Here is a 24,763-nt window from a genome sequence, read left to right on the forward strand (position 1 = left end):
CCTTATCCGGCAAAAGACACAAGCAAACCCAGTGTGAGCAGGGCTTGCGCACCGACCGCCAGGGCCTGGCGCCGCAGCAGCGCCAGAGCGCCCCGCGTGCGTTCGGGCCACGGCCGCGCGGTGCGGGTGGGGGCGAGCAGGCCGAGGCTGACCAAGGCTTGATCGAGGTCGCGGGTTTTTTCCGCCAGCGCTTGCGGGTCGTCCGCCAGGCGCTGGAACAACTCGGCGTCGAAGGCCACGCGCAGGGCCCAGTACTTCTCCAGCAAGCCCAGCACCAGCAGCGCCGCGCTCCAGGCCAGCAGCCAAGGGTTGGGCGGCGCGAGCCAGGCCTGGGCCAACGCGCCGGCCACGGCCAGTACCGTCAGCGCGGTGGCCAGGCGATCCAGGGCTTGGCCTCGGCGCAGCAGGGCGGCGACGCTGAACAGGGTCATGTCAGTGGCCATGGGGTTTCTCCAACTGCGCGGCAAACTGCGCAAGCACCTGGCGATGGGCGGCGTGCAGCACCACCTGCGGGCGGGCGCGTTGCAACTGGATCAGCGCCGCTTCGACGCTGACGGCACGGCCACTGAATAGCAGCCAAGCCGCCACCGCGGTGGCACTGCGCGAGTAGCCCAGGGCGCAGCACACCAACAGCGGGCCCTGTTGGCGCAAGCGGTCGATGGCTTGCGCGGCGCTCAGGCACTGCTCGACGCTGGGCGGCGTCAGGTCCAGCACCGGCACGCTGCAATAAGCTACGCCACGGGCCGGCAGCGAGGCCTCGGCGCACAGGTCCAGCACCGCGCTGAAGGGGCTGGCCTCCAGCTCTGCTGGGGTGGGAATGCGCCCCAGCCACACGCCATCGACCACTTCATCGGGTTGCGGATGGGCGCGGGTCCATAGCCGCGAATTGATCCACACCGCGGCCAGGTACGGCGCCAGCAGCCAGCGCACGGCGGCGCTCAAGTTGCCATCGGCGCCTTTCTGAAAGCCTTCGGCGCCGAGCGCGGCGTAGTTCAGCGCCACCAGCAGCAAGGCCACGGCGGGCCAGATCAGCCACAGGCCCCAGCCGCCGAGCAACCCCGCCAGCGCGCCGAACAGCGCCGCGCCCAGGGCATAGCGCACGGCCAACCGGCGCCGCTGCGGGGCTGCGCTCAGGCGCAGGCGCGCCAGTGGGCTGGGCCGGTCCAGCGGCCACAGCCACACGCACAGCCAACCGGCGAGGGCGCCGGTGGGCACGTCGACGAAGTGGTGTTGGTAAGTGGTCAGCACCGAGACGCCGATCAATGCGAACCAGCCATGCACCAGCCACCGCCACAGCCCTTGGGTGTGGCGCGCAAAGCACACCCACAGCACCACCAGCAGGGCGATGTGCAGGGACGGTGCCTGGTTGAACGGCTTGTCGAACCCCGTGAGCACGTCGAACAACCAACCGAACACGCCGTCCAGTTCCGGGCGCTGGAAGGTGAAGCGCAGCGGCCAGAGCAAAAAGCAACTCACCGCGATGGCTTGCGCGCTGAGCAGGCGCAAGGCGTGGCGCTTGAGTTCGGCGCGGCTGTTGGGCAGCAGCAGGGAAAAGCCGTAAAGCAGGTCGATGGACCAGTAGGGCACGATGGTCCAGGCCCAGAACGGCATATGGCTTTCCCAGGCGAACACCAGGCTCGGCACATCGCTGCGCTGGGCGGTGACCCACGTGGCGAAACCGTAGGTGGTGAAGAACAGCGGCGCCAACAGCAGCAGCCACAGCAGCGCCGGTTTGAACAGCCCGGGTTCGCGGGCAGTGGCGCCCATCATTGCACCCGCTGTGCCAGGGACACGCTGAAAATCCCCCATTCATCGACGCGCATGGTGAGTTTGCGAAAGCCTGCGGCTTCGACCAATTGGTCCATTTCCGCCTGGCTGCGGCGGCGCATTACCCAGGCCTGGCCCTGGCGGTGGCTGGTCAGGGCACGGGCGATCAGCTCCAGTTGCGGGTGCCACGGCTGGCCGGTGTACACAAGGTAACCGCCCACCGGCACCGCGTCGCCGAGCCCGGCCAGTGACTGGCCGACCATGGCGTTATCGGCGAACAACTCATACAAACCGGAAACCACCGCCAGGCTTGGCTTGGGCTCCAGGGCCGCGAGGTCGGCGCGGTCGAAGGCGTCGGCCTTGATGAAGCGGGCGATGGTGCCCAGGCCTTTTTCTTCGATCAGCGCGCTGCCGTCGCGCACGTTGATGTCGCTGTAGTCGCGCAACAGGATCGATTCGGGCAACGGGCTTACACCCTGCAAGGCTTCAAGGATGTAGCGGCCGTGGCCGGCGGCGATATCGACGATGCGCACTGCTTGCCCGGCGTCGCGCAGGCGTTGCATGGCCAGGCGTAGCAGTTCTTCGACGTGCAACTTGCGTTGGCGGATGCCGCGCCAGCCGATGGAGTTGAGGTAGTTCTGGTCGATCATCCGGCCCAGGGCGGTGTGCCCGGTGGGGCGGTTGCGGTAGACGTAATCCAGGGTGCTGCCGGAGTCGAAACCGGTGTCAAAACCCAGCTTCACCCCGGCCGACAGCTTGCTGCCCAGGCCCATGCTGGCGCGGGTCATGCGCCAGTACAGGTCGCGCAGTGAGTTGTGGGGCAGGGGCGCGGCCAGGGCTTCGGACTCGGCGCACAACACGCCAACGCGGTCGGCGTCCAGCAGGCTGGGGCGGCTCAGCGGGCGGGCGAAGTTGTGCAGGATAAAGCGCCGCGCACTGGCCACCGCCGAGGCGCGGTCGCGCTCGCCGAGGGTGTCGTGGAAAAAACCGGGGAGGATGTGCTGCTCTTTTTGCAGGCTGCCCAGGCGCTGGAAGAATTGCTCCTGGGGTTTGCGGTGCACGACGAAATCGCTGCCGGAAATCAGCAACTGGGTGGGCACCTGAATCGCCTGGGCGTCGGCGACCACTCGGTCGGCGGCCTCGTACAGGCCCAGCAGCACATTCACCGAGATCGCCTTGGTGATGAGCGGGTCGCTGTCGTAGCTTGCGACGCGCTCCGGGTCGTGGCTGAGGAAGCGTGCCTTGACGTAACTGTTGACGAAGAAGTTGCCGCGCAGTTTGCGCATCAACGCCAGGCCCGGGCGGGCGAACGGCACGTACAACTTGACCTTGAAGGCCGGCGAGGCCAGCACTTGGGCGCGGATACGCGGCGCGTAGTCGTGCACCCAAGTGGCAGCGATCACCGCGCCGACGCTTTGCGCGATCACGGCGATGTTTTCTTCGCCAATACCGTGGCTGGTGCCCAGGTGATCGCAGAAGGTCTGCACGTCGCGCACGCTGGTGGCGAAGCTTGGGCTGTCGCCACGGGCGCCAGGGGACTGGCCATGGCCGCGGGCGTCCCAGGCGAAAAAGTCGAACCCGGGCAGGTCGAGTTCCTGCACCAGGTGGGCGATGCGCCCCGAGTGTTCGTGGCCACGGTGGAACAACATCACCGCTTGGCGCGGTTGCCCGGCTTCCTGGGTGATCGCGGGCCAATGGCGGTAGAACAGCTCTACGCCGTCGTGGGTGGTGAAGGTCAACTGTTGGGTGTCACGCATGGCGATGTCCTTATGCGCAAGGCTTGGCTTGGGAAGCTTCTTTGAGGCCCTCGCGGACCCGTTTGACCAGCGTCACGACCGACAGGCCGGCAATTGCCAGCAACAGGCCATTGAGCCAACCGGTGGAGTACCAGCCGAGGGCGATGGCGGTGGCCATGAAGCCGAAGAGAAAAGCGCGGTCGCTTTTGCCCGTGGGCCCGTCATAGCGGCGGCTGGCACCCACCATCGGGCCAAGCACACCGGCGTATTCGACGAACGCCGCCAACAGCGCGACGGCCACCACCAGCATCGGGCTGACCCCAGGCACCCAGGCGAACGGCAAGATCAGCGCGGCATCGGCCACCACGTCGCACAGTTCATTGAGGTACGCGCCCAAGGGCGATTGCTGGCCGAATTCGCGGGCGAGCATGCCATCCACGGCGTTGAGCGCCATGCGCACAATCATCCACAGCGGCACCAGGGCGAACAGCCACAGGTGATCGGCAAAGCAGGCAATCAGCACGCCGATCAGCACCGACACCACTGCGGCCAGCACCGTGACCTGATTGGCGGTGGTGCCGTTGTCGTACAGGCGTTGTACCAAGGGGCGCAGCAGGTTCTGGAAGCGGGGCTTGAGTTGGTAGATGGAGAGCATGGGTTTGACCTTTCCTTGTCTTGCGCAAACGAGCGTGGATTATTGCCACAAATGCCCGGCACGCGGTGTTTAAAAACTACCAACGGTGGCGGGCTGTCAGTACGACGCTCGCTGGCGAGGAAAAGGCAGATCCACACGGCATTCAAGCCACAGAGCATTCGGAGCGTTCCACGTGGAACACATTTTTTCAGGGGCCTGTAACGGGCGGATAGGGCTTCTCTCTAGAGCTCTGTCGCAACCGAACATTGGGTTCGGTCGATTTCCCAACGTCTTATCGAGGATTCACCCCATGACCATCAAAACCACCGCTACTGGCGCCGCTCTCGCCTTCGCTGCTGCCACGCTATTTGCCGGTGTCGCCACCCAAGCTCAGGCTGCTGACGACGCCAAGGTGCATTGCTACGGTGTGACCTCCTGCAAAGGCATGAACGACTGCAAGACCGGCGACATCTCCTGCAAAGGCCAGGCAGCTTGCAAAGGCCAGGGCTTCAAGAGCATGACCAAGGCAGAGTGCGACGCAGCCGGTGGCAAAGTCGGCGAGTAACCCACACCTCGGTGGTGGCGCAGCGGCGAATCCGCCCCTGCGCCTTTTTTATTCAAGGAATTCCCCCCATGTCTGTTTCCCTTCTAGGTCCGGGCTACGGTCTGGGCCTGCGCAGTGCCTACTACGCGCAGATACTGGAGCAATCGCCGCCGGTGGACTGGTTCGAGATCGTCTCCGAAAACTACATGGTCCAGGGTGGCAAGGCCTTGTACTACCTGGACGCCATCGTCGAGCGCTACCCCGTGGTGATGCACGGTGTGTCCTTGTCCATTGGCGGGCCCCATGCCCTGGACCGCGATTACCTCGATCGCCTCCAGCACCTGGCCGAGCGCGTGCGGCCGGCCTGGGTTTCCGATCACCTGTGCTGGAGCCGTGGCGACGCGCACCAATTGCATGACCTGCTGCCGCTGCCCTACACCGAAGAAAGCCTGCACTACGTCGCCGCGCGGGTGCGCCAGGTGCAGGACATGTTGCAGCGGCCCTTGGTGCTGGAGAACGTTTCCAGCTATGTGCGTGCAGGCGCCGACGAGTTCAGCGAGTGGGCGTTTCTCGCCGCCCTCAGTGACCTCAGTGGCTGTGAGCTGCTGCTGGACGTCAACAACGTCTACGTCAGCTCCCGCAACCATGGGTTTGACCCTTGGGCGTTTATCCAGGCCCTGCCGGCCCACCGCATCCGCCAACTGCACCTGGCCGGTCATAGCGACTATGGCGACTACGTGATCGACACCCACGACGCGCCGGTCAGCGACCCGGTGTGGGCGCTCTATCAACGCACCCTTGCGCACCTGGGGCCGGTGGCCACGTTGCTGGAGCGCGACGACCATTTCCCGCCCTTCAACGAGTTGCTGGCCGAACTGCAAACCGCCCGTGAACTGGGGCAAGCGGCCTTGGCCGGGAGGTCGCTATGCGCCTGAATGAATGGCAACAAGTTTTCGAAGATTACCTACTGGGCCAATCGCCAACGGCCGACCCGTCGCTGGGCGCCAGCCTGATCGGCGGCCCGAGCCTGGACGTGAGCCGGGGGCTGGCGATCTATCACAACGCCTACCAGGCGCGGTTGCTGGAGGTGCTGCGCGGCGACTATCCGACCGTTCACCATTGGCTGGGGGACGAAGAGTTCGATCAACTGGCCCTGGCCTACGTGCGCCAGTCGCCGTCGGCGCACTTCAGCCTGCGCTGGCTGGGCCGGGGGTTCGCACAATTCATCAGCCGCCACCTGGTGCCCGAGCAGGGCGCGCCGCTGGCAGAGTTGGCGCAACTGGAATGGGCTTTCACCCTGGCCTTTGATGCCCACAACGGCATGCCCTTGACCCTGGAACAGATGGCGCGCCTGCCGTCCGTCGAATGGCCGGGCCTGCGGGTACAGCGCCACCCCAGCGTGCAACTGCTTGAATGCCACTACAACAGCCTCGCCTTGTGGCAAGCGGTGAAGGCGCAAACCGAGTTTCCCGGCAGCCATCGTTTGCCCACCGCCGAGACCTGCCTGGTGTGGCGCGCCGAGCGCCACTGCCAGTACCGCAGCCTTGCCGGGCCTGAGGCGCGGGCCTTTTGTGCGATGGTCGAGGGGCGCTGGAGTTTTTCCGAACTGTGCTGCGAATTGGCAGTCACCTATAGCGAGGAGGCCCCGCTGCAAGCGGCAACGTGGCTCAAGCAGTGGGTGCACGATGGCCTGCTGCAACGCAGGGTCTGACCCGGTTTTGCGGCCAGTTCGTGAGCCGCTGTTTTTTCCGGATGGTCTACCCTCATTTTTCAGGTGTCTGACACAAGGGAGGTTTGCCATGCTCGCGCAACTACCGCCGGCCTTGCAGAATCTGCAGTTACCGCTGCGCCTTAGGCTCTGGGATGGCCACGAATTCAACCTGGGCCCGGAGCCCAGCGTCACTATCGTGGTCAAGGACCCGCAGTTGGTGACCCAATTCAACCACCCCAGCCTGGACCTGCTCGGGGCCGCGTTCGTCGAAGGCAAGCTGGAACTCGAAGGCTCGATCAATGAGGTGATCCGCGTTTGCGACGAGTGGAGCCAGGCCCTGGTGGCCGAAGACGAACATGGCCAACCCGTGCGCAGCCACCACGACAAGGCCACCGACGCGGCGGCCATTTCCTATCACTACGACCTGTCCAACGCCTTCTATCAGCTGTGGCTGGACAGCGACATGGCCTACTCCTGCGCCTACTTTGAAACCGGCAGCGAAAGCCTGGAGCAAGCCCAACAGGCCAAGTTCCGCCACCTGTGCCGCAAGCTGCGCCTGCAACCGGGCGATTACCTGCTGGACGTAGGCTGCGGTTGGGGCGGGTTGGCGCGGTTCGCCGCGCGGGAATTCGGCGCCCAGGTGTTCGGCATCACCCTGAGCAAAGAGCAACTGAGCATGGCCCAAGAACGGGTGGCGGCCGAAGGCCTGCAAGGCCAGGTCGAACTCAAGCTGCTCGATTACCGCGACCTGCCCCAGGACGGTCGCTTCGACAAAGTGGTCAGTGTTGGCATGTTCGAGCACGTCGGCCACGCCAACCTGGCGCAGTACTGCCGCACTTTGTTCGGCGCGGTGCGCGAGGGCGGGTTGGTGATGAACCACGGCATCACCGCCAAACACACCGACGGCCGGCCAGTAGGGCGGGGCGCGGGTGAGTTCATCGAGCGCTACGTATTCCCCAATGGTGAGCTGCCGCACCTGGCGATGATAAGCGCCGAAATCAGCGAGGCGGGGCTGGAAATCGTTGACGTTGAAAGCCTGCGCCTGCACTACGCACGCACCCTGGACCACTGGAGCGAACGCCTGGAAGACAACCTGGAAGCCGCCACCCGGCAAGTGCCGGAACAGGCGCTGCGTATTTGGCGCCTGTACCTGGCCGGGTGCGCCTATGCCTTCGCCAAGGGCTGGATCAACCTGCACCAGATCCTCGCCGTCAAACCCCACGCCGACGGCAGCCATGAATTGCCGTGGACCCGCGACGACATCTACCGCTAGAGAATCGGCGAAATCAGCCGGGCGACCCGCATGCCCAGTTGTTGTAGGCGGTGGGTTTCCCGGCTTTCTTCCTTGGCGATTTCCCGGGCCTGGGCGAAGTCCTCGTTGAGCATGTGTTCCACCTCGCTGGCGAACGCCGGGTCGACGGTTAGCAGCATCACTTCAAAGTTCAGGCGAAACGAACGGTTGTCCAGGTTGGCGCTGCCGATGGCGCTGATTTCGTCGTCCACCAGCACCACTTTCTGGTGCAGGAACCCCGGCAGGTAGCGGAACACCCGCACCCCGGCGCGCACCGCTTCAAAGGCGAACAGGCTGGAGGCCGCGTACACCACCCGGTGATCCGGGCGCGACGGCAGTAGCAGGCGCACATCGACGCCGCGCAGCACGGCCAGGCGCAGCGCCGCGAACACCGCTTCATCGGGGATGAAGTAGGGGCTGGTGATCCACACCCGCGTGGTGGCGGCGTGGATGGCTTCCACGAAAAACAGCGAGCAGGTTTCAAAGTCATCCGCTGGGCCGCTGGCCAGCACCTGGCAGAGCACGCCGTCATCCGGGTAGGCCTGGGGCAGGATCAGCGGCGGCAGTTGCCGCGCGGCCCAGAACCAGTCTTCGGCGAACGACTCTTGCAGGCACGCCACCACCGGGCCGCTGACCTGCACGTGGGTGTCGCGCCAGGGTGCCAGGGGCGGTTTTTGCCCCAGGTACTCATCCCCCACGTTGTGGCCGCCGACAAAACCCAGCACGCCGTCGACCACCACAATTTTGCGGTGGTTGCGAAAGTTGACCTGGAAGCGGTTGAGCCAACCGCTGCGGGTGGCGAAGGCTTTGACTTGCACCCCGGCATCGCGCAGCGGCTGCACATAGGCGTGGGGCAGGGAATGGCTGCCGATGCGGTCGTAGAGCAGGTACACCGCGACGCCCTCGGCGGCTTTTTTCCGGAGCAGGGCTTGCAGGCGCCGGCCGAGGCGGTCGTCGTGGATGATGAAAAACTGGATCAACACCGCTTCGCGGGCCTGGCCGATGGCCTCGAAAATCGCCGCGAAGGTCGCCTCGCCATTGATGAGCAGGCGCACCTGGTTGTTCGCCAGGCACGGCATACGCCCAAGCTTGGGCATCGCCCGCAGCGAGGCGTAGGCGTTCGAGGCACGGGCGGCGAGGGCTTCTTCGATCCAGGGGCGCCAGTTCAGGGCGATGATGGCTTTGTGCATTTCGGTGTTGGCCTGGCGCCGCGCCTTGATGTAGGCGTCGAAGGTGCTGCGGCCGAAAATCAGGTAGGGCACCAGGGTGAAATAGGGAATGAACAACAGCGACATGGCCCAGGCAATGGCGCCTTGGGCGGTCCTGACGGTCAACACGGCGTGGATCGCGGCGATCATCCCCAGAAGGTGAATGATCGCGATCAGATAGCCGAACACATGCGGGCCGAAGTAATCCATGGGGCAACCTTGCTCCTGAAGATTCAATGCCTAACAGACCATGTTCCACGGCCGATGTCGCTATTTAATTGGCCGTGCAACCTAAGCCCGTGGCCGGCGTCTAACGGCCACTATCTTCTAGGAGTCATGCGATGAACGTTCGTCTGCTGGGTTTGGCCATGGCTGTTGGCGTGTCGCTTCCTGTCGCCGCCCAGGCGCAGATGCTGCAACCAGGTTTGTGGGAGTTGACCTCCAGCAATATGAAGGTCGACGACCAGAACCTGCCGGATTTGCAGTTGATCCTTGGCCAATTAAAGAACCAGATGACCCCCGAGCAGCAGGCGATGCTGGAGAAGCAGGGCATCACCATGGGCGGCAAAGGCATCCGCGTGTGCCTGACCCCTGAGCAGGTAAAAACCGACAGCATTCCGCTGCAAGACCCGCAATCGGGCTGCCAGCAGCAAGTGACCGAGCGTAACGGCCAGCAGTGGAAGTTCCGCTTCAGTTGCCCCAAGGCCCAGGGCACGGGCGTGGCGCATTTCCTCAGCGACCGGGAGTTCACCACTAAAGTCAGCGGCACCTTCAACGCTGTCGGCCAACAGCAAAAAGGCAGCCTCGACACCCGCGCCGTTTGGTTGGGGCAGGAATGCGGGGCGGTCAAACCCCGCGCCTGATGTTCGCCGCCGTGGGGCAGCCGGGGTTGCGCAGCAGCCCTAAAAATCCTCCGCGCGACACAGCGGTTCAGGCGCGCCGCACACTCGCGCGCGGCCGCCCCCGCCTGCGAGCCGCTGCACAAAGCCCTCCACACTCATGCGCCCCAAATCTTCGCCCTCGTGGCTGCGCACGCTGACGAACCCGGCGCTCTGCTCCTTTTCGCCCACCACCAGCAGGTAGGGCACGTGCAGGGCACGGTGTTCGCGCAGTTTGTGGCTGATGTTCTCGTCGCGCAGGTCGCCCTTGGCCTGGATGCCGGCGCGGCGCAGGGCCTCGACTATCCCTTGGGCGTACTCGGCTTGGTCCTCGTTGATGCTCAGCACCACGGCTAGCGGCGGGCGGCTCCAGGTGTGCAGTTCCGCCGGCGACGGCCAGCAAGTGCCGTAGATGCGGTGCAGTACGCCGCTGGCCGAATGCAGGCTGCGCAGGTGGGTGAGGCTGAAGGCTTGCAGGATCGTACTCGATGGAATCAGCGGGCCGGGGTGGGGGGCGATGAAATCGACGAGCCGATACAGCGTCACCTGTGCGTCATCCGCCAGGGCGTGCAGTTGCTCCACGAAGTACGGCTCACGGCGCTGGCGGAACAACGCCAAGGCCTGCTCGCGGCTTGTCGGTTCGCGGCGAAAGGCGTGGTTGGTGGCCGCCAGGGCCTGCATGCGCGCTTGCAGGGCGGTCAGCGCGGCGTCGTCCAGGGCCTGGTCGCAGGCGAATTCATAGGAAAACCCATCCCCCAGCACCGCCCCGGCACGCAAGCGTGCGTGCGGGTACAGCTGCTTGACGGCCATGGCCAGCAGCAGCGCGCAGGAGTGGCGCAGGATCTCCAGCCCCTCGGGCTCGCGTGGGGTGATGATGCTGACGCGGGCGTCGCCCTCGATCATGAATGCACTGTGCACTTGCACGCCGTCCACCCGCCCGGCCACCGCTGCGCGGGCCAGGGGCAGGCTGATGCTGGCCGCCACCTCAAACACGGAAAGGGGCTGATCGTATTCACACAAGGAGCCGTCTGGCAGGGTGATGCGGATCATGGTCTAAGGCGCTCGGTAACGGTGGTCGGTAGAACGGATTTAACCCATGAACCGCAAAGGCAAACCCTGACAGCCGTCATGGATTCGGTTGTCATGCCAGGCAATTTGCCCGCTTACCAGCGTGGTGGCCACGCGATGGCGAAACGTTCGCCCGGCGAAAGGCGTCCAGCCGCACTGGGCAAGGATCGGCTGGTCGGCCACCGCCACGGGTGTGGGCTCGGCCCGGATCAGTACCAGGTCGGCCCAGTAGCCTTCACGCAGGTAACCGCGATCGGGAATCCGAAACAGATCCGCCACGCGGTGGCTGGTTTTGGCGACGAGTGTGGTCAGCGGCAACAGGCCATCGGCCACCAATTCCAGCAGCGCGGGCAGGGCGTGTTGTACCAAGGGTAGCCCGGCCGGCGCATCAAAATAGGGTAGTTGCTTCTGCGCCCAAGTGTGGGGCGCGTGGTCGCTGCCGATCACATCGAGGCGATCACTGAGCAGTGCCTGGCGCAGGGCATCGCGGTCGGCGAGGCTTTTGATCGCTGGGTTGCATTTGATGAGGTTGCCCAGGCGCGGGTAGTCGCGGTCGTCGAACAGCAAATGATGCAGGCACACCTCCGCGGTGATGCGTTTGTGGGCCAGGGGTTTGTCCTCGAACAGCGCCAGCTCGCGGGCGGTGGTCAGGTGCAGCACGTGCAACCGGGTGCCGTGGCGCTTGGCCAGGTCCACCGCCAGGGACGAGGAGCGAAAGCACGCCTCAGCGTTGCGGACCAACGGGTGCGCGGCGGCCGGAAGGCGCTCGCCGAACAGCGCCCGCAGGTTCGCCTCGTTGGCCTGGATGCTCGGCGTGTGCTCGCAGTGGGCCAGCAGCACAGTGGGCACGTTGGCGAATAGGCGCTCCAGCACTTGGGGGTCGTCCACCAGCATCTGCCCGGTGGAGGCGCCCATGAACACCTTCACCCCGGCCACCGTGCACGGGTCGAGGGCGGCCACGGTGTCGAGGTTGTCGTGGCTGACACCAAAGTGGAAACCGTAGTTGGCCACCGAGTGCAGGGCGGCGCGGCGCTTTTTGTCGTCCAGGGCGGCCAGGCTCAGGGTGGCGGGCGCGGTGTTGGGCATGTCCATGTAGCTGGTGATGCCCCCGGCCACGGCGGCCCGCGACTCGCTGTAGAAGCTGCCTTTGTCGGGCGCGCCCGGTTCGCGAAAGTGCACCTGGTCGTCGATCATCCCCGGTAGCAGCCATTGGCCCTGGGCGTCGATTTCTACCTGGGCGTTTGCGCCGCTGATGCTGCGGGCGATTTTCACGATGCGGCCGTGATCCACCCACAAGTCGGCGTCGAATTCGCAGCCCTCGTTGACCAATCTGGCGTTGCGGATCAGCACGCTGGCCATGGTCAAAACTCGTTCTGCAGGGCTTTGTAGCCGCGCACCAGATCGACGTTGGTGCGCGCCACGTCTTCGGAGAACTCCGAGGCGCTGACGCTGACCGGTGCGAACTGCGAGAGGTCGGTATTGGGCCCGATGCGGGTGGTGGAGGGCACGTAGAAGTCCGGTGGCAGGTCGCGGCCATCGACCACCGAGTTGTGCCGCACCACGCAGCCGTCGGCCACGGCGCAGTTGAACAGCACGCTGTTGAAACCGATGAACACCCGGTCGCCCACCGAGCACGGGCCGTGAACGATGGAGCGGTGGGCGATAGAGGTGAACTGGCCGATGGTCACCGCCGCGCCGGATTTAGAGTGGATCACCACGCCGTCCTGGATGTTGGAGTTGGCGCCGATGGTGATCGGGTCCATGGCGCCTTGGGCGTCCACTTCGTCGGCGCGGATCACGGCGTAGGGGCCGACGAAGACGTTTTCGCCGATCACCACTTTGCCGCAGATGATCGCGGTCTTGTCCACGTAGGCGGATTCGGCAATCACCGGCAAATCGCCGGACGGGTTTTTGCGGATCATGCCGCCCCCCAATTCCAGCGGCTTTCGGCCACGGCGTCGTGGGCGTGCAGGCTTTCGGCGTGGGTTACCCGCAGGCGAAAACCGTTGACCCCGGGCGAGCGCTTCAGCGCCAAGTGCAGGCGCCGCGCGGCGTCTTCGCAGAACATCAGGTTTTGCCCGTTGGCCAGGGCGAAGGCTTGCTCGTCGGCGCGTTTCACTGCGGTTTGCACCGCGGTGCCGAGGGCGGCTTCGGCGTCGTTGATAAGGGCGATCAGCGGCAGGCCGTCGAGGTAATCGCCCAGGCGCAGGTGCAAACGGGCGGTGCTGCGCTGGCTGTGGGGCGTGGCGAGAATGCCCTGGGTGGAGCCGAGCCACGCGAGAACATCGGCGTGGTGCAGGGGCTTTTGCGCGAAGTCGTCGACGAACTGCTGCTGGATCAACTGCCGCGACAACGCCGCCGAACAGGGGCAAGTGGAGGAGTAGACCACGTCGATTTTTAGTTCCACGTGGAACATTGCGTTTTCTAGCCGCGCTTCGATGACCACCGGGTAGGTTTTCCAACCGGCCAAGGGGCTGACCAGTGCGGGCCGTTTGAGCAGTAAGTCGAGGTGAATGCGCAAAGACGCGGCGTTGGATAAACCGGCGTGGCTATCGAGAAACCGCTGCAAAACTTCACGCAACAGCGCGGGGGAAAGGGTTTGCTGTTCGAGCATTTCCAGGGCCAGGTACAGGCGCGACATGTGAATGCCTCGCGCTTGGCCGTCGTCCAGGCTCACGCCCGCGTCGGCCCTGGCGCTGATGCGCTGGCCATCGAACACCACGGGAAGGGCAATGCCGCACATGCCTACCCAGTCCAGTGGCAAGGCTTGGCGTGAGGCCTGCGCGGCGATATCCGGCAGAGTCAGCGCGTTCATGGGGGGAGGTCCGTCGTGGCGGGAATTTGCGAATGTTACATTATAACTTTCCATTCGGTGGAAAATTTCTTACTGTTATGAAGTAACGTTTAGCTTTTCCTGCGCCGCGCACGTGTCATCCCTGTACGCCGACCGGCCGCCCCGATGAGGAACACCCCCATGCCCCACCGCCTCCCCGTTACCGTGCTGTCCGGCTTTCTCGGCGCCGGCAAGAGCACGCTGCTCAACCATGTGCTGCGCAACCGCGACAACCTGCGGGTGGCGGTGATCGTCAACGATATGAGCGAGATCAACATCGATGGCAGCGAAGTCCAGCGCGATGTCAGCCTGAACCGCGCCGAAGAAAAACTCGTGGAGATGAGCAACGGTTGCATTTGCTGCACCCTGCGTGAAGACCTGCTCGAAGAGGTCAGCAAACTGGCCCGCGAGGGGCGGTTTGATTATTTATTGATCGAATCCACCGGCATCGCCGAGCCGCTGCCGGTGGCGGAAACCTTCACCTTCCGCGACGAACAGGGCCAGAGCCTGGCGGATCTGGCGCGCCTGGACACCATGGTTACGGTGGTCGATGGCCTGAATTTCCTGCTGGACTACCAGGCCGCCGACAGCCTCGCCTCCCGAGGCGAAACCCTGGGGGAAGATGACGAACGCTCCATCACCGACCTGCTGATCGAGCAGGTCGAGTTCGCCGATGTGATTCTCATCAGCAAGATCGACCTGATTGGCCAGAATGAGCGTGAGGAATTGATGGCGATTTTGCGCCGGCTCAACACCCACGCCGAGATTCTGCCCATGGTCATGGGCGCGGTAGCGTTGGGGAAAATCCTCGACACCGGGCGTTTCGATTTTGAGCGCGCGGCCCTGGCGCCGGGGTGGCTCAAGGAGCTGCGCGGCGAGCACGTGCCGGAAACCGAGGAGTACGGCATTGCCTCCAGCGTTTATCGGGCGCGGCGGCCGTTCCATCCGCAGCGCTTCTACGACTTGATCGAGGGCCCCTGGCTCAATGGCAAATTGCTGCGCTCCAAGGGGTTCTTCTGGCTGGCCAGCAAGCCCGAGGATGCGGCGAGTTGGTCCCAGGCTGGCGGTTTGATGCGCCATGGCTTTGCCGGTAGCTGGTGGCGTTTTGTACCGCGCGAGCAGTGGCCCGAGGACGCCGAAAGCACGGCGGCGATCATGACCAATTGGTTGCCCGAAACCGGCGATTGCCGCCAGGAGTTGGTGTTTATCGGCCAGCACATCGATTTTGCCCGGCTCAATGCCGAGTTGGATGACTGCCTGCTCAATGACGCTGAAATGGCCCTGGGCGTTGAGGGTTGGCGGTCACTGCCCGACCCCTTTGGCCCCTGGTTCGACGCCTGAGGCGTGATGGGCGTAGCATCGGCTCCCTTCCCGTTGCGCAGACAGTTGCACGCCATGCTGCAGAACATTCCCACCCACGTGATTGCCGGGCCTTTGGGCGCCGGCAAAACCAGCCTGATCCGGCACTTGATGGCCCAGCGCCCGGCCCATGAACGCTGGGCGGTGCTCATCAACGAGTTTGGCCAGATCGGCCTGGACGCGGCCCTGCTGACCCGGGATGAGGATGGCGTGGCCCTGGGGGAAGTCGCCGGGGGCTGTTTGTGCTGTGTGAACGGTGCGCCGTTCCAGGTGGGGCTGGGCCGCTTGCTGCGTAAGGCACGGCCGGACCGCTTGTTTATCGAGCCTTCGGGCCTGGGCCACCCAGCGCAGTTGTTGCGCCAGTTGCGTGAGGCGCCGTGGCAGGGCGTGTTGGCGGTGCAGCCGTGCGTGCTGGTGCTCGATGCCCAGGCGTTGGCCCGCGGCAAACCCCTGCCCGACGCCCAGCAACAAGCGCTGGGCAGCGCCGGGTTGCTGGTGTTGAACAAGGACGAAGGCTTGCTGGAGGCTGATCGCCAGCGCATTGCCAGCCAATTGCCCTCTGTACCGCTGCGCTGGACCCGCCAAGCGGCGTTGGCCTTGAGTGAGCTTCCCGGTGGGCAGGCGACGGCGGGCGCGCCCCTGGCACATTTCGCGGTGCCCCAAGGGCTGGCGCAGCTCCCGGCGATCTGGCGCGCTGTGGACGTGCCGATCTGCCTCAGCCAGCAACAGGAGGGTGGCTGGAGCATTGGCTGGCGCTGGCACCCGAGCCAGGTATTTGACTGCGCTGGGCTGGACGCCTGGTTGGCGGGGCTTGCGTGGCGGCGGGCCAAGTTGATTGTCCACAGCCCGCAGGGGTGGAGGTCGGCCAATGCACTGGACCGCGAAAACCTGGCATGGCAGCCCAGCGAATGGCGCCAGGACTCGCGCATCGAGCTGATTTTCGATCGGGAGCAAGATACGGTCGCGCTGACTCGTGCCCTGGTGGCCATTCGGCTAGGTCCGCTTTAAGCGCCCGCCAGGGTTGGAGTAAGGTGCGCCTCTGCGTATTTTTGAGGATTGCCCATGGCGAAGTCTTTTGTAGCAAGCGGGCTGTTGATCCTTGCCGCGTTGTTCACCACGTCCGTGCAGGCGCTGGAGTTCAAATCCAGCCCGGCAGTGGCGGGGATTTTCGCGGCGGCCAAGGTCAAGGGCACGTTCGTGCTGTACGACGTCAGCGCCGCCACCTTCACCGGCGTCGATGCCGAGCGCGCCGCCACGCGGTATTACCCGGCCTCGACCTTCAAGATCCCCAACAGCCTGATCGGCCTGGCCAGCGGCGCGGTGAGCAGTGTTGACGAGGTGCTGCCCTACGGCGGCCAGCCGCAATTCATCAAGAGTTGGGAGCAGGACATGGGCCTGCGCGAGGCCATCAAAATCTCCAACCTGGCGGTGTACAAGGAACTGGCCCGGCGCATAGGCCTGGCGCGCATGCAGGCGGGTGTGCGGGCATTGGGGTATGGCAATGGTGAGGTTGGCACCCGCGTCGACACCTTTTGGCTCGATGGGCCGCTGCAGATCAGCGCCGTGGAGCAGGCGCGCTTTTTGGCGGCGTTGGCCCAGGGGCAATTGCCGTTCCCGGCCGAGGCGCAGGCCAGCGTGCGTGAAATCACTGAGTTGGAAAAAGGCCCGGGTTGGACGCTGTACGGCAAGACCGGGTGGAACACCCGCTACACGCCGGGCCTGGGCTGGTGGGTGGGCTGGGTGGAGCAGGGCGGCAAGGTCTACAGCTTTGCGCTGAACATCGACATGCCCAACGGCATGGCCGACGCGCCCAAGCGTGTGGCGGTGGGCAAGGCCAGCCTCAAGGCCCTGGGGCTGCTGGCGCCTTGAGTCACTGGCGCCACTTGGTGTGTTCCTGGCGCCACTGGCTCAGCTCGATGACGTCGGCGCTGGGCGGCGGCGGTTCCTTGACCACGATCGGGTAGGGCGCCAGTTCGATGTGCGCGCTGTGGGCGCCAAATTGGGTGATGGTGCCGTTGTGGCGGGCTTCACCGGTGACGGTGAACTCGAAGGTGTAGATGCGCGCCAGGCGCCGCCGGCCATTGGCGTCCTTGACGATGCCGATGCGCTTGAGGGCGACGTTGCCGTCCAGCAGCTCGATGTCGAGCTTGGCGCAATGCTGCTTGACCCGCTCCAGTGCGCGCTCGCGCAAGCCGTGGTTGTGCCACAGCCAGGCGCCGCCGGTGGCCAGCAGCATCAGCACGAAGATATTTCCCAGGGTCAGCATGTGGTTCGCTCCAACAAGTTGCCGCCAGCTTAACTGCCTGCGCGCTCTGTCGTACAGGCTGTGTTTAGTCGCATACTGCGCGGCTTGAATGTCACCGGTTTACGGAAGTTACCCATGAAACGTACGCCCCATTTGCTCGCTATCCAGTCCCACGTAGTCTTCGGCCACGCCGGCAACAGTGCCGCGGTGTTCCCGATGCAGCGGGTTGGGGTGAATGTCTGGCCGCTCAACACCGTGCAGTTCTCCAACCACACCCAATACGGCCAGTGGGCGGGCGAAGTTTTGGCGCCGCAGCAGATCCCCGCGCTGGTGGAGGGCATCGCCGCCATTGGCGAATTGGGCCATTGCGACGCAGTGCTGTCGGGCTACCTGGGCAGTGCGGCCCAGGGGCGGGCGATCCTCACGGGCGTGGCGCGGATCAAGGCGATCAACCCCAAGGCGTTGTACCTGTGCGACCCGGTGATGGGCCACCCGGAAAAGGGCTGCATCGTGCCCGCCGAGGTCAGCGATTTCCTCTTGGAAGAGGCGGTGGCCATGGCCGATTTTCTGTGCCCCAACCAACTGGAGCTGGACAGCTTTTGCGGGCGCAAGCCGCAGTCGTTGTTCGATTGCCTGGCGATGGCGCGCTCGCTGTTGGCGCGCGGGCCTAAAGCGGTGCTGGTCAAGCATCTGGATTATCCGGGCAAGGTCGCGGACGGTTTTGAAATGCTGCTGGTGACGGCCGACGGCAACTGGCACCTGCGCCGGCCGCTGCTGGCGTTTCCGCGCCAACCGGTGGGGGTGGGGGATTTGACCTCCGGGCTGTTCCTCGCCCGGGTGCTGCTGGGCGACAGCTTGCTGGCGGCGTTCGAGTTCACCGCGGCGGCGGTGCATGAAGTGCTGCTGGAAACCCAGGCCTGCGCCAGCTATGAGCTGGAGTTGGTACGGGCCCAGGACCGCATCGCCCATCCGCGTGTGCGGTTCGAGGCGACGGCGATCAGTTTGTAACGCGCAAAAAACAGTGGGAGCGAGCCTGCTCGCGATAGCGGTGTATCGGCCCGCCACGTTTGGCGGTGATACAGGCATCGCGAGCAGGCTCGCTCCCACAGGGGTTGTGTTGCAATGCAGTAGCGGCCGTCAGATCAGCCCGGCTTCATCGTCATTAATCAGGCCACCCAGGCCACCCAAGGCTTCCCGCGCCTGGGTGCGGTCCATCAATTTGGCCTGCGCCGCCGGCGGCAGGTCGGTGACGCGAATCACCCCCTTGCTGGTCAGCACCTGAATCAAGTCGTCGAGTACCCGGATCATGTCCAGGTCGCTCTGTTTGAGTTGCTTGAGGCTGACTTCCACGGCTTCGTTGGCGTACCAGTCCTGGATTTCGTGGTTGTCGGCCGGCAGGGTTTCCGTCGCCTCGGCATAGGCGGTGGCTTCCACGCGGATCAACTGCCCTTGAGCATCGCGTTGCACGTAGAACATTGAGCATCCCTCATGTATGGACCAGCGTCGTGCTGTCAGCAGCATAGGCCAACTGGACGCGAGTATGCGGTGCAAAGCGCCGATCGTCACGGACGTGACGCGGCGAGCGAAGCCGGCGACCGCCCGGGTGGGCGGCCGCAGGGGCTCGATCAGTTGTTGTTGTGGTCGATCTTGATGGTCGGGTCGTTACCGGAAATCAGTGAGTTGAGGTTCACGTTAGACCAGTTGTTGCCTTCCAGTTTGATCGTCACATCCGCGTTGGCCATGCCGCCGGCATCATTGAGCTTGCCTTCGGAACTGACCTGCAGGGTGGAGACGCCTTCCACGGTGGTGATCTTGAGGAAGTTGTCGATGGTGCTGCCGCTTTCGCCCTGCAACAGGTCGCGCAGGTCGATACGGTCACCTTCACCGGCCTTGAAGTCCTTGATGACATCGTTGCCGGTGTCACCCGCGCGCCAGACGAAGGTATCGGCACCCGAACCGCCGATCAGGATGTCATTGCCCTGGCCGCCGATCAGTGTGTCGTTGCCCGTGCCGCCGAGCAGGATGTCGTTGCCTTTGCCACCGTCCAGGTAGTCGTTGCCGCCCTGGCCGAACAGGATGTCGTTGCCGGCACCACCCAGCAGGTTGTCTGCGCCGTCATGGGCGCCAGAGACGTCGAACTCGTTGTAATGCTCGGTGACGTACTGGTGCACATTGCTGGCGCTGACTTTGCTGACGTCCACCCCGGACTTCTGCGCGACATACGCCTGCATCGCCTGGTAACCCTCGCCGGAGATGCCGCCGAAGCTCACCAGGTCGCCGAAGATGATGTCATTGCCATCGCCGCCACTGACCTTGTCGGCACCCGGCAGGGTGGCCTCGGTGTGGCCGAGGATGGCGTTGGCCAGGTCGTTCGGGTTGATGTTGGTTTGCGGTTTGTTATCGCTGTCGAACGGGCTCAGGTCACCGGGCTTGATGCTGTTGTTCAGGCCAATCGCCTCGACGGTGGACAAGCCTTTGAGCAACAGGAAGCTGCTGGCCGAATCTTGACCGGTCCAGTAGTCGGTGCTGCTGCCCGCGCCTGCCTGGCGCGAGATTTCATAGGTGCCATCGCCCTGGGCGCGGATGGTGCCCAGGTTGCCGCTGTCCTTGTACCAGTTGCCTCTCCAGTCCTGGGAGTAGCTGTTGACCTTGCCGCTGCTGGTGACCAGCACGTAGTTGGTGCCGCCCAGGTTGATGTAGGCGGTGTCACCCAACTTGTAGTTGTTCACGTTCAGATAGTCGTCCAGACGCATATCGGTGCCGCTGTAGGAGTCGGCCACGATAGGGTTGGGCGATTCGCCGGTTTGGTAGAACGTCGGCTTACCGTCGGTGATGAAGTAGGTCAGGTTTTCCGCACCCGCGTTGCCCTTGGCCATGGTGCTTTGGAAGAAGTTGGCCGTGGTCTTGAACGCATCTTCATAGTTCGTGCCGCCGTTGGCGTACATGCCCTTGATGATGTCGCCCAGTTTGCTCAGGGCCAGTGGGTCCTTCAGGTTGATCGCGATGCTGGAATTGACCTGGTCGGAGAAGGTGGTCAGGAAGATGTTCACCGTCCCCGAGGTGCTGCTGCCCAGGCTGTCCTGCAAGGTCTTGAACATGTTGGTCATGGACGTTTTGGCGGCGGCGATGGAGTCGTCCATGCTGCCCGAGGTGTCCATGATGAACGCGATGTTGTAGTTCTTGCCTTGCACCACGTTCAGGCCACCGATGTCGGCGACGATGATGTCGTTGCCATCGGTGCCGGGGATGGTGTCGTCGTTGGTGGTGCCGATGACCGGGTTGTACACCGCCGGGTGCACGGTGACCGGAATCGTCCCGGTGCTCACGGCCGAACCGCCGAGGGACTCGGTGGAGGTCGAGGTCACGGTCAGGTCGAACTTGCCGTTGTAGTACGGCGGTGGCGTCAGGGTCAGGCCGCCCAGGTTCCAACCGGTGACGTTGGCTTCGCCGGAGTCGCCCACGGTGAAGGTATGGCCGGCGTCATCGCTGAGCACCATGCCTTTGGGGAAGCCGCTGATTTTCACGCTCAGGCTTTCGGAGCCGTCGGTGTCGGTCAGCGCGGTGGTGATCGGGGAGATCTTCACCTGGCCGTTTTCCGCGCCTTCGTTGAGTTTGTAGCCCTCGTAGTAACCCTCGCCATTGGCACCGTGCAGGTCAGAAACCGACACGCCGGCGTTCACCAGGTCAGTGACCGTCGGGTACATCGGCAGGTTGGCCTTGCCCAAGTCGACCGGCGTGCTGCCGTTGATCGACAGGTTCACGTCATAGCTGCCCGCGCCGCTCTGGTTATGGTGGTAGACGTCCAGGGTGTAGTAGCCGCTGGTGGTTGGCTTGAACTCGCCGGTCAGCGCGCCGCCGTTGCCCCACAGGGCGCTGGCGACTTTCTGCCCGCCAATGGTCACCAACAGGCTGTCGTCGCCGGTGCCGGAGAAGGTGTAGGTCTTGCCCGCTTCCAGGAAGATCAGGCCCGAGGTTTTCGACGCGGTGCCCGCCGCCACATCGGCGCTGGACTGCACGTTGGTCACCAGGGTGCTGCTGTTGGGTTTGCCCGCGGCGTCGATCACCGACTTGAGGGTGTCCGAAGGCGCGCCGTTGCCGTTGGTGCCCAGGCCGGCGAGGCCGGTCCAGACTTCCTTGGTCAGGCCGATGGAGGCCACGTTGTTGCCGGTGATGTTCAGCGTCGGGGCGTCAGCCTGCGGCGTGATGTCGACCTTGAGGGTCACTTCGTTGCCCAGGTTGAAGCCATCGTTTGGCTTGTACTTGATCTGCGCGTAGTCGGCCTGCTTGTTGCCCACGCCGGTGCCGCCGTAGCCATCGGCACCCGATTGGTTCGCGGACGGAGTGAACTTGAGCTTGCCCGCGGCGATATCCGCCTGGGTGATGGTCTGGCCTGCGCTGACCGCCACGCCGTTGAGCGTGAGCTTGCCGGCGGCGTTGTTCAGGTCGGTGATGGTGATGCTCAGCGGGCTGTCGCCATCGACATCGCTGACCTGGAAATCACCCCACTTGAGCGTCAGCGTGGTGTCTTCCACGCCAGTCACCTGGCCACCGACGGCCACAGGCGCGTGGTCGTTGTCGATGATGACGGTATCGACAAAAGACTTGCCCGCGTCGATGCCGATGTTCTCGAACTTGCCGCCACTGACCGAGTCGATGGTGACCTTGAAGTTCTCGGAACCCTCGACGAGCTTGTCATCGATGGTCGCCACGTTGAACCCGACGCTGGTGCTGTTGGCCGGGATCTTGACGGTCACCACACCGGTGAAGTCGGTGCCATCGATCGCGGTGCCGCTGTAGCGCAGGGTCACCGTGACATCGGCCAGCGGCTTGTCGCTCAGGGTCAAGGTGTAATGGGCGGTGCCGCCTTCAACCACCGACGTGTCGCCGGAGATGCCGACAGTCACCAGGTCACCCTGGCCGGCTGGTTCATCGGTGACCGTGGTAGTTTTGGTGGCTTGGTCGAGGGTCAGTTTCTCGAAGCGATCGGCGCCCTCGCCAGTAACGGTTTCCAGTTTGTTGACCATCGGCGCTTGGCCACCGGTGTAGACATCATCCTTGGCAGTAACCGTGGTTGAGCCCGTGGTGCCGTTGGCCGGGATACGCACGATGGTGCCGTCGGTGAGCTTGAACTCCAGCGGGCCGTGGTTAGCCATCGGCATGCCGGCGGCGTTGGTCAGGGTCACGGTGTAGGTGACTGCGCCACCTTCGGCTACCGAGGACTTGTCCACGGTGAGCTTGGCAGTGACTTCGGTTTCGGTGTCGTTAACCTTCACCGAGGTGTCGTTGCCGATCACCAGGTTCTCGAAGGACTTGCCGGCAACGGTGGCGGTCTGGATGCCCATCGGTACGGTTTCGCCGTCTTTGTAGACGTCATCGCCTTGCGCGGCACGTTCGTACGGAACGCTCAACTCGCCAGCCTTGATAACCACGACTGCGCCGTTTTTCAGGGTCACGGTGAGGTCGTAATCCAGCTTCTGGCTGACGCTGACGGTGAATTTCTGTGCCTGGTTTTCAAACACAGGGCCATCGCCCGTGATGCTGACGGTGACCTTGTCACCCTGGCCGGTCGGTTCATCAGTGACCGTGGTGGTTTTGGTGGCTTGATCGAGGGTCAGTTTCTCGAAGCGATCCGCGCCCTCACCAGTGACGGTTTCCAGCTTGTTGACCATCGGCTGTTGGCCGCCGGTGAACACGTCATCCTTGGCATAGACAGTAGCGCTGCCGCTGGTGCCGTTGGCCGGGATGCGCACGATGGTGCCGTCGGTGAGCTTGAACTCCAGCGGGCCGTGGTTAGCCATCGGCATGCCGGCGGCGTTGGTCAGAGTCACGGTGTAGGTGACTGCGCCACCTTCGGCTACCGAGGACTTGTCCACGGTGAGCTTGGCAGTGACTTCGGTTTCGGTGTCGTTGACCTTCACCGAGGTGTCGTTGCCGATCACCAGGTTTTCGAAGGACTTGCCGGCAACGGTGGCGGTCTGGATGCCCATCGGTACGGTTTCGCCGTCTTTATAGACGTCATCGCCTTGCGCGGCACGCTCGTACGGAACGCTCAACTCGCCAGCCTTGATAACCACGACTGCGCCGTTTTTCAGGGTCACGGTGAGGTCGTAATCCAGTTTCTGGCTGACGCTGACGGTGAATTTCTGTGCCTGGTTTTCAAACACAGGGCCATCGCCCGCGATGCTGACGGTGACCTTGTCACCCTGGCCGGTCGGTTCATCAGTGACCGTGGTGGTTTTGGTGGCTTGATCGAGGGTCAGTTTCTCGAAGCGATCCGCGCCCTCACCAGTAACGGTTTCCAGCTTGTTGACCATCGGCTGTTGGCCGCCGGTGAACACGTCATCCTTGGCATAGACAGTAGCGCTGCCGCTGGTGCCGTTGGCCGGGATGCGCACGATGGTGCCGTCGGTGAGCTTGAACTCCAGCGGGCCGTGGTTAGCCATCGGCATGCCGGCGGCGTTGGTCAGGGTCACGGTGTAGGTGACTGCGCCACCTTCGGCTACCGAGGAATTGTCCACGGTGAGCTTGGCAGTGACTTCGGTTTCGGTGTCGTTGACCTTCACCGAGGTGTCGTTGCCGATCACCAGGTTCTCGAAGGACTTGCCGGCAACGGTGGCGGTCTGGATGCCCATCGGTACGGTTTCGCCGTCTTTATAGACGTCATCGCCTTGCGCGGCACGCTCGTAAGGAACGCTCAGTTCGCCAGCCTTGATAACCACGACTGCGCCGTTTTTCAGGGTCACGGTGAGGTCATGGTCGAGTTTTTGGCTGACCGAAACGGTGAATTTCTGTGCTTGGTTCTCGAAGACCGGACCATCGCCAGTGATCGAAACAGTCACCTTGTCACCTTCGCCGGTCGGCTGATCGGTAACGGTAGTGGTGTGTTCTTTCGGATCGAGGGTCAGTTTCTCGAAATCGTCTGCGCCATCAACACCGACGAGTTTGTTCACCAGCGAAGGTTGGCCGCCAGTGAACACGTCGTTGGTGGTTTGAACCACGGCAGTACCGGTGGTTTCGCCGGCCTTAACGTTAATTTTGGTGCCGTCGCTGAGGGTGAAGGTCAGTGGACCATGGCTCTCCATCGGCAGGCCGGCTTTGTTGGTCAGCGTGACGGTGTAAGTCACGTCGCCGCCTTCGGTGACGGTGGTTTTGTCCACGGTCAGGGTGGCGACCACTTCGGTTTCGGTGTCGTTCACGACTACCGAGGCATCACCGCCGATCACCAGGTTCTCGAAGGATTTGCCGTCCACGGTGGCGGTGTCGATGCCCATTGGCACGGTTTCGCCGTCTTTGTAGACGTCATCGCCTTGAGCAGCGCGCTCGTAAGGAACGCTCAACTCGCCAGCCTTGATAACCACGACTGCGCCGTTTTTCAGGGTCACGGTGAGGTCATGGTCGAGTTTTTGGCTGACCGAAACGGTGAATTTCTGGACCTGGTTCTCGAACACAGGACCGTCGCCCGCGATGCTCACGGTGACCTTGTCGCCTT

Annotated in this window: 21 protein-coding genes; 9 read left to right on the forward strand and 12 right to left on the reverse strand. The window is 63.9% G+C overall.

Annotated features, from left to right (window positions below):
- Positions 1 to 2: 2 nt before the first annotated feature.
- The 4 genes from AC19YR_RS17450 to AC19YR_RS17465 are packed head-to-tail and all read right to left on the reverse strand — an operon-like array spanning position 3 to position 4,158.
- Positions 3 to 443 (reverse strand): hypothetical protein, encoded by a 441-nt coding sequence (locus tag AC19YR_RS17450; RefSeq protein ID WP_500599422.1) that lies wholly within the window; start codon positions 441 to 443, stop codon positions 3 to 5.
- Positions 433 to 1,770: a phosphatase PAP2/dual specificity phosphatase family protein gene (locus tag AC19YR_RS17455; protein ID WP_500599424.1), complete on the reverse strand. Its 1,338-nt coding sequence runs from the start codon at positions 1,768 to 1,770 to the stop codon at positions 433 to 435. The genes AC19YR_RS17450 and AC19YR_RS17455 overlap by 11 nt, the downstream gene beginning before the upstream one ends.
- Positions 1,767 to 3,524, reverse strand: coding sequence for a bifunctional alpha/beta hydrolase/class I SAM-dependent methyltransferase (locus tag AC19YR_RS17460; protein ID WP_500599425.1), 1,758 nt, complete (start codon positions 3,522 to 3,524; stop codon positions 1,767 to 1,769). The genes AC19YR_RS17455 and AC19YR_RS17460 overlap by 4 nt, the downstream gene beginning before the upstream one ends.
- A gap of 10 nt (positions 3,525 to 3,534) precedes the next feature.
- Entirely contained in the window at positions 3,535 to 4,158 is a 624-nt protein-coding gene (locus AC19YR_RS17465) for a CDP-alcohol phosphatidyltransferase family protein (RefSeq protein ID WP_095110112.1), read from the reverse strand.
- 289 nt (positions 4,159 to 4,447) lie between these two features.
- Here AC19YR_RS17465 and bufA2 point away from each other — a divergent pair, with 289 nt between their 5' ends.
- The 4 genes from bufA2 to cfaB all read left to right on the forward strand — a co-directional run bounded on the left by bufA2 (position 4,448) and on the right by cfaB (position 7,665).
- Positions 4,448 to 4,702 carry a BufA2 family periplasmic bufferin-type metallophore gene (gene bufA2, locus AC19YR_RS17470; RefSeq protein WP_095110111.1) on the forward strand — a complete coding sequence of 85 codons (255 nt, stop codon included), beginning with the start codon at positions 4,448 to 4,450 and terminating at the stop codon, positions 4,700 to 4,702.
- 68 nt (positions 4,703 to 4,770) lie between these two features.
- Positions 4,771 to 5,616: an MNIO family bufferin maturase gene (gene bufB / locus AC19YR_RS17475; protein ID WP_500599427.1), complete on the forward strand. Its 846-nt coding sequence runs from the start codon at positions 4,771 to 4,773 to the stop codon at positions 5,614 to 5,616.
- On the forward strand, positions 5,607 to 6,392 hold the full coding sequence (locus AC19YR_RS17480; RefSeq protein WP_500599428.1) for an HvfC/BufC family peptide modification chaperone: 786 nt from the start codon (positions 5,607 to 5,609) through the stop codon (positions 6,390 to 6,392). Before bufB ends, AC19YR_RS17480 begins: the two co-directional genes overlap by 10 nt.
- A gap of 88 nt (positions 6,393 to 6,480) precedes the next feature.
- Positions 6,481 to 7,665 carry a C17 cyclopropane fatty acid synthase CfaB gene (gene cfaB, locus AC19YR_RS17485; RefSeq protein ID WP_095110106.1) on the forward strand — a complete coding sequence of 395 codons (1,185 nt, stop codon included), beginning with the start codon at positions 6,481 to 6,483 and terminating at the stop codon, positions 7,663 to 7,665.
- Here the strand turns inward: cfaB and cls are convergent.
- Complete coding sequence (gene cls, locus AC19YR_RS17490; RefSeq protein ID WP_500599429.1) at positions 7,662 to 9,101, reverse strand: cardiolipin synthase; 1,440 nt, start codon at positions 9,099 to 9,101, stop codon at positions 7,662 to 7,664. The genes cfaB and cls overlap by 4 nt on opposite strands.
- Positions 9,102 to 9,232: 131 nt before the next feature.
- On the opposite strand from cls, the gene AC19YR_RS17495 reads away from it, so the two are divergent.
- Positions 9,233 to 9,754, forward strand: coding sequence for a DUF3617 domain-containing protein (locus tag AC19YR_RS17495; RefSeq protein WP_500599430.1), 522 nt, complete (start codon positions 9,233 to 9,235; stop codon positions 9,752 to 9,754).
- A 39-nt stretch (positions 9,755 to 9,793) separates the two neighbouring features.
- On the opposite strand, the gene AC19YR_RS17500 is transcribed toward AC19YR_RS17495, so the two are convergent.
- The 4 genes from AC19YR_RS17500 to folE2 are packed head-to-tail and all read right to left on the reverse strand — an operon-like array spanning position 9,794 to position 13,652.
- Positions 9,794 to 10,819, reverse strand: coding sequence for a His/Gly/Thr/Pro-type tRNA ligase C-terminal domain-containing protein (locus AC19YR_RS17500; RefSeq protein WP_095110101.1), 1,026 nt, complete (start codon positions 10,817 to 10,819; stop codon positions 9,794 to 9,796).
- Positions 10,820 to 10,858: 39 nt separating this feature from the next.
- Positions 10,859 to 12,196, reverse strand: a complete 1,338-nt coding sequence (locus tag AC19YR_RS17505; protein ID WP_500599432.1) for a dihydroorotase — start codon at positions 12,194 to 12,196, stop codon at positions 10,859 to 10,861.
- A 2-nt stretch (positions 12,197 to 12,198) separates the two neighbouring features.
- Positions 12,199 to 12,759 carry a gamma carbonic anhydrase family protein gene (locus AC19YR_RS17510; RefSeq protein ID WP_095110098.1) on the reverse strand — a complete coding sequence of 187 codons (561 nt, stop codon included), beginning with the start codon at positions 12,757 to 12,759 and terminating at the stop codon, positions 12,199 to 12,201.
- The gene (gene folE2, locus AC19YR_RS17515; protein ID WP_500599434.1) at positions 12,756 to 13,652 is read right to left on the reverse strand and encodes a GTP cyclohydrolase FolE2; all 897 of its coding nucleotides are present in this window, start codon (positions 13,650 to 13,652) and stop codon (positions 12,756 to 12,758) included. Before folE2 ends, AC19YR_RS17510 begins: the two co-directional genes overlap by 4 nt.
- A 159-nt stretch (positions 13,653 to 13,811) precedes the next feature.
- On the opposite strand from folE2, the gene zigA reads away from it, so the two are divergent.
- From zigA to blaOXA, 3 genes are read left to right on the forward strand one after another with little or no spacing between them, the layout of a single operon-like run.
- Positions 13,812 to 15,011: a zinc metallochaperone GTPase ZigA gene (gene zigA, locus AC19YR_RS17520; protein WP_500599436.1), complete on the forward strand. Its 1,200-nt coding sequence runs from the start codon at positions 13,812 to 13,814 to the stop codon at positions 15,009 to 15,011.
- Positions 15,012 to 15,065: 54 nt separating this feature from the next.
- Complete coding sequence (locus AC19YR_RS17525) at positions 15,066 to 16,037, forward strand: CobW-like GTP-binding protein (RefSeq protein ID WP_095110358.1); 972 nt, start codon at positions 15,066 to 15,068, stop codon at positions 16,035 to 16,037.
- A gap of 54 nt (positions 16,038 to 16,091) precedes the next feature.
- Complete coding sequence (gene blaOXA, locus AC19YR_RS17530) at positions 16,092 to 16,898, forward strand: class D beta-lactamase (RefSeq protein ID WP_095110092.1); 807 nt, start codon at positions 16,092 to 16,094, stop codon at positions 16,896 to 16,898.
- Between the two features lies 1 nt (position 16,899).
- Here blaOXA and AC19YR_RS17535 read toward each other — a convergent pair whose 3' ends face one another.
- Complete coding sequence (locus AC19YR_RS17535; protein ID WP_095110090.1) at positions 16,900 to 17,295, reverse strand: DUF3301 domain-containing protein; 396 nt, start codon at positions 17,293 to 17,295, stop codon at positions 16,900 to 16,902.
- 114 nt (positions 17,296 to 17,409) lie between these two features.
- On the opposite strand from AC19YR_RS17535, the gene pdxY reads away from it, so the two are divergent.
- Entirely contained in the window at positions 17,410 to 18,282 is an 873-nt protein-coding gene (pdxY, locus tag AC19YR_RS17540; protein WP_095110088.1) for a pyridoxal kinase PdxY, read from the forward strand.
- Between the two features lie 129 nt (positions 18,283 to 18,411).
- On the opposite strand, the gene AC19YR_RS17545 is transcribed toward pdxY, so the two are convergent.
- Positions 18,412 to 18,750, reverse strand: coding sequence for a tryptophan synthase subunit beta (locus tag AC19YR_RS17545; protein WP_095110086.1), 339 nt, complete (start codon positions 18,748 to 18,750; stop codon positions 18,412 to 18,414).
- Between the two features lie 149 nt (positions 18,751 to 18,899).
- The gene (locus AC19YR_RS17550; protein WP_500599439.1) at positions 18,900 to 24,746 is read right to left on the reverse strand and encodes an immunoglobulin-like domain-containing protein; all 5,847 of its coding nucleotides are present in this window, start codon (positions 24,744 to 24,746) and stop codon (positions 18,900 to 18,902) included.
- Between the last annotated feature and the right edge of the window lie 17 nt (positions 24,747 to 24,763).

Source organism: Pseudomonas sp. MF08817 (genome assembly GCF_059862705.1).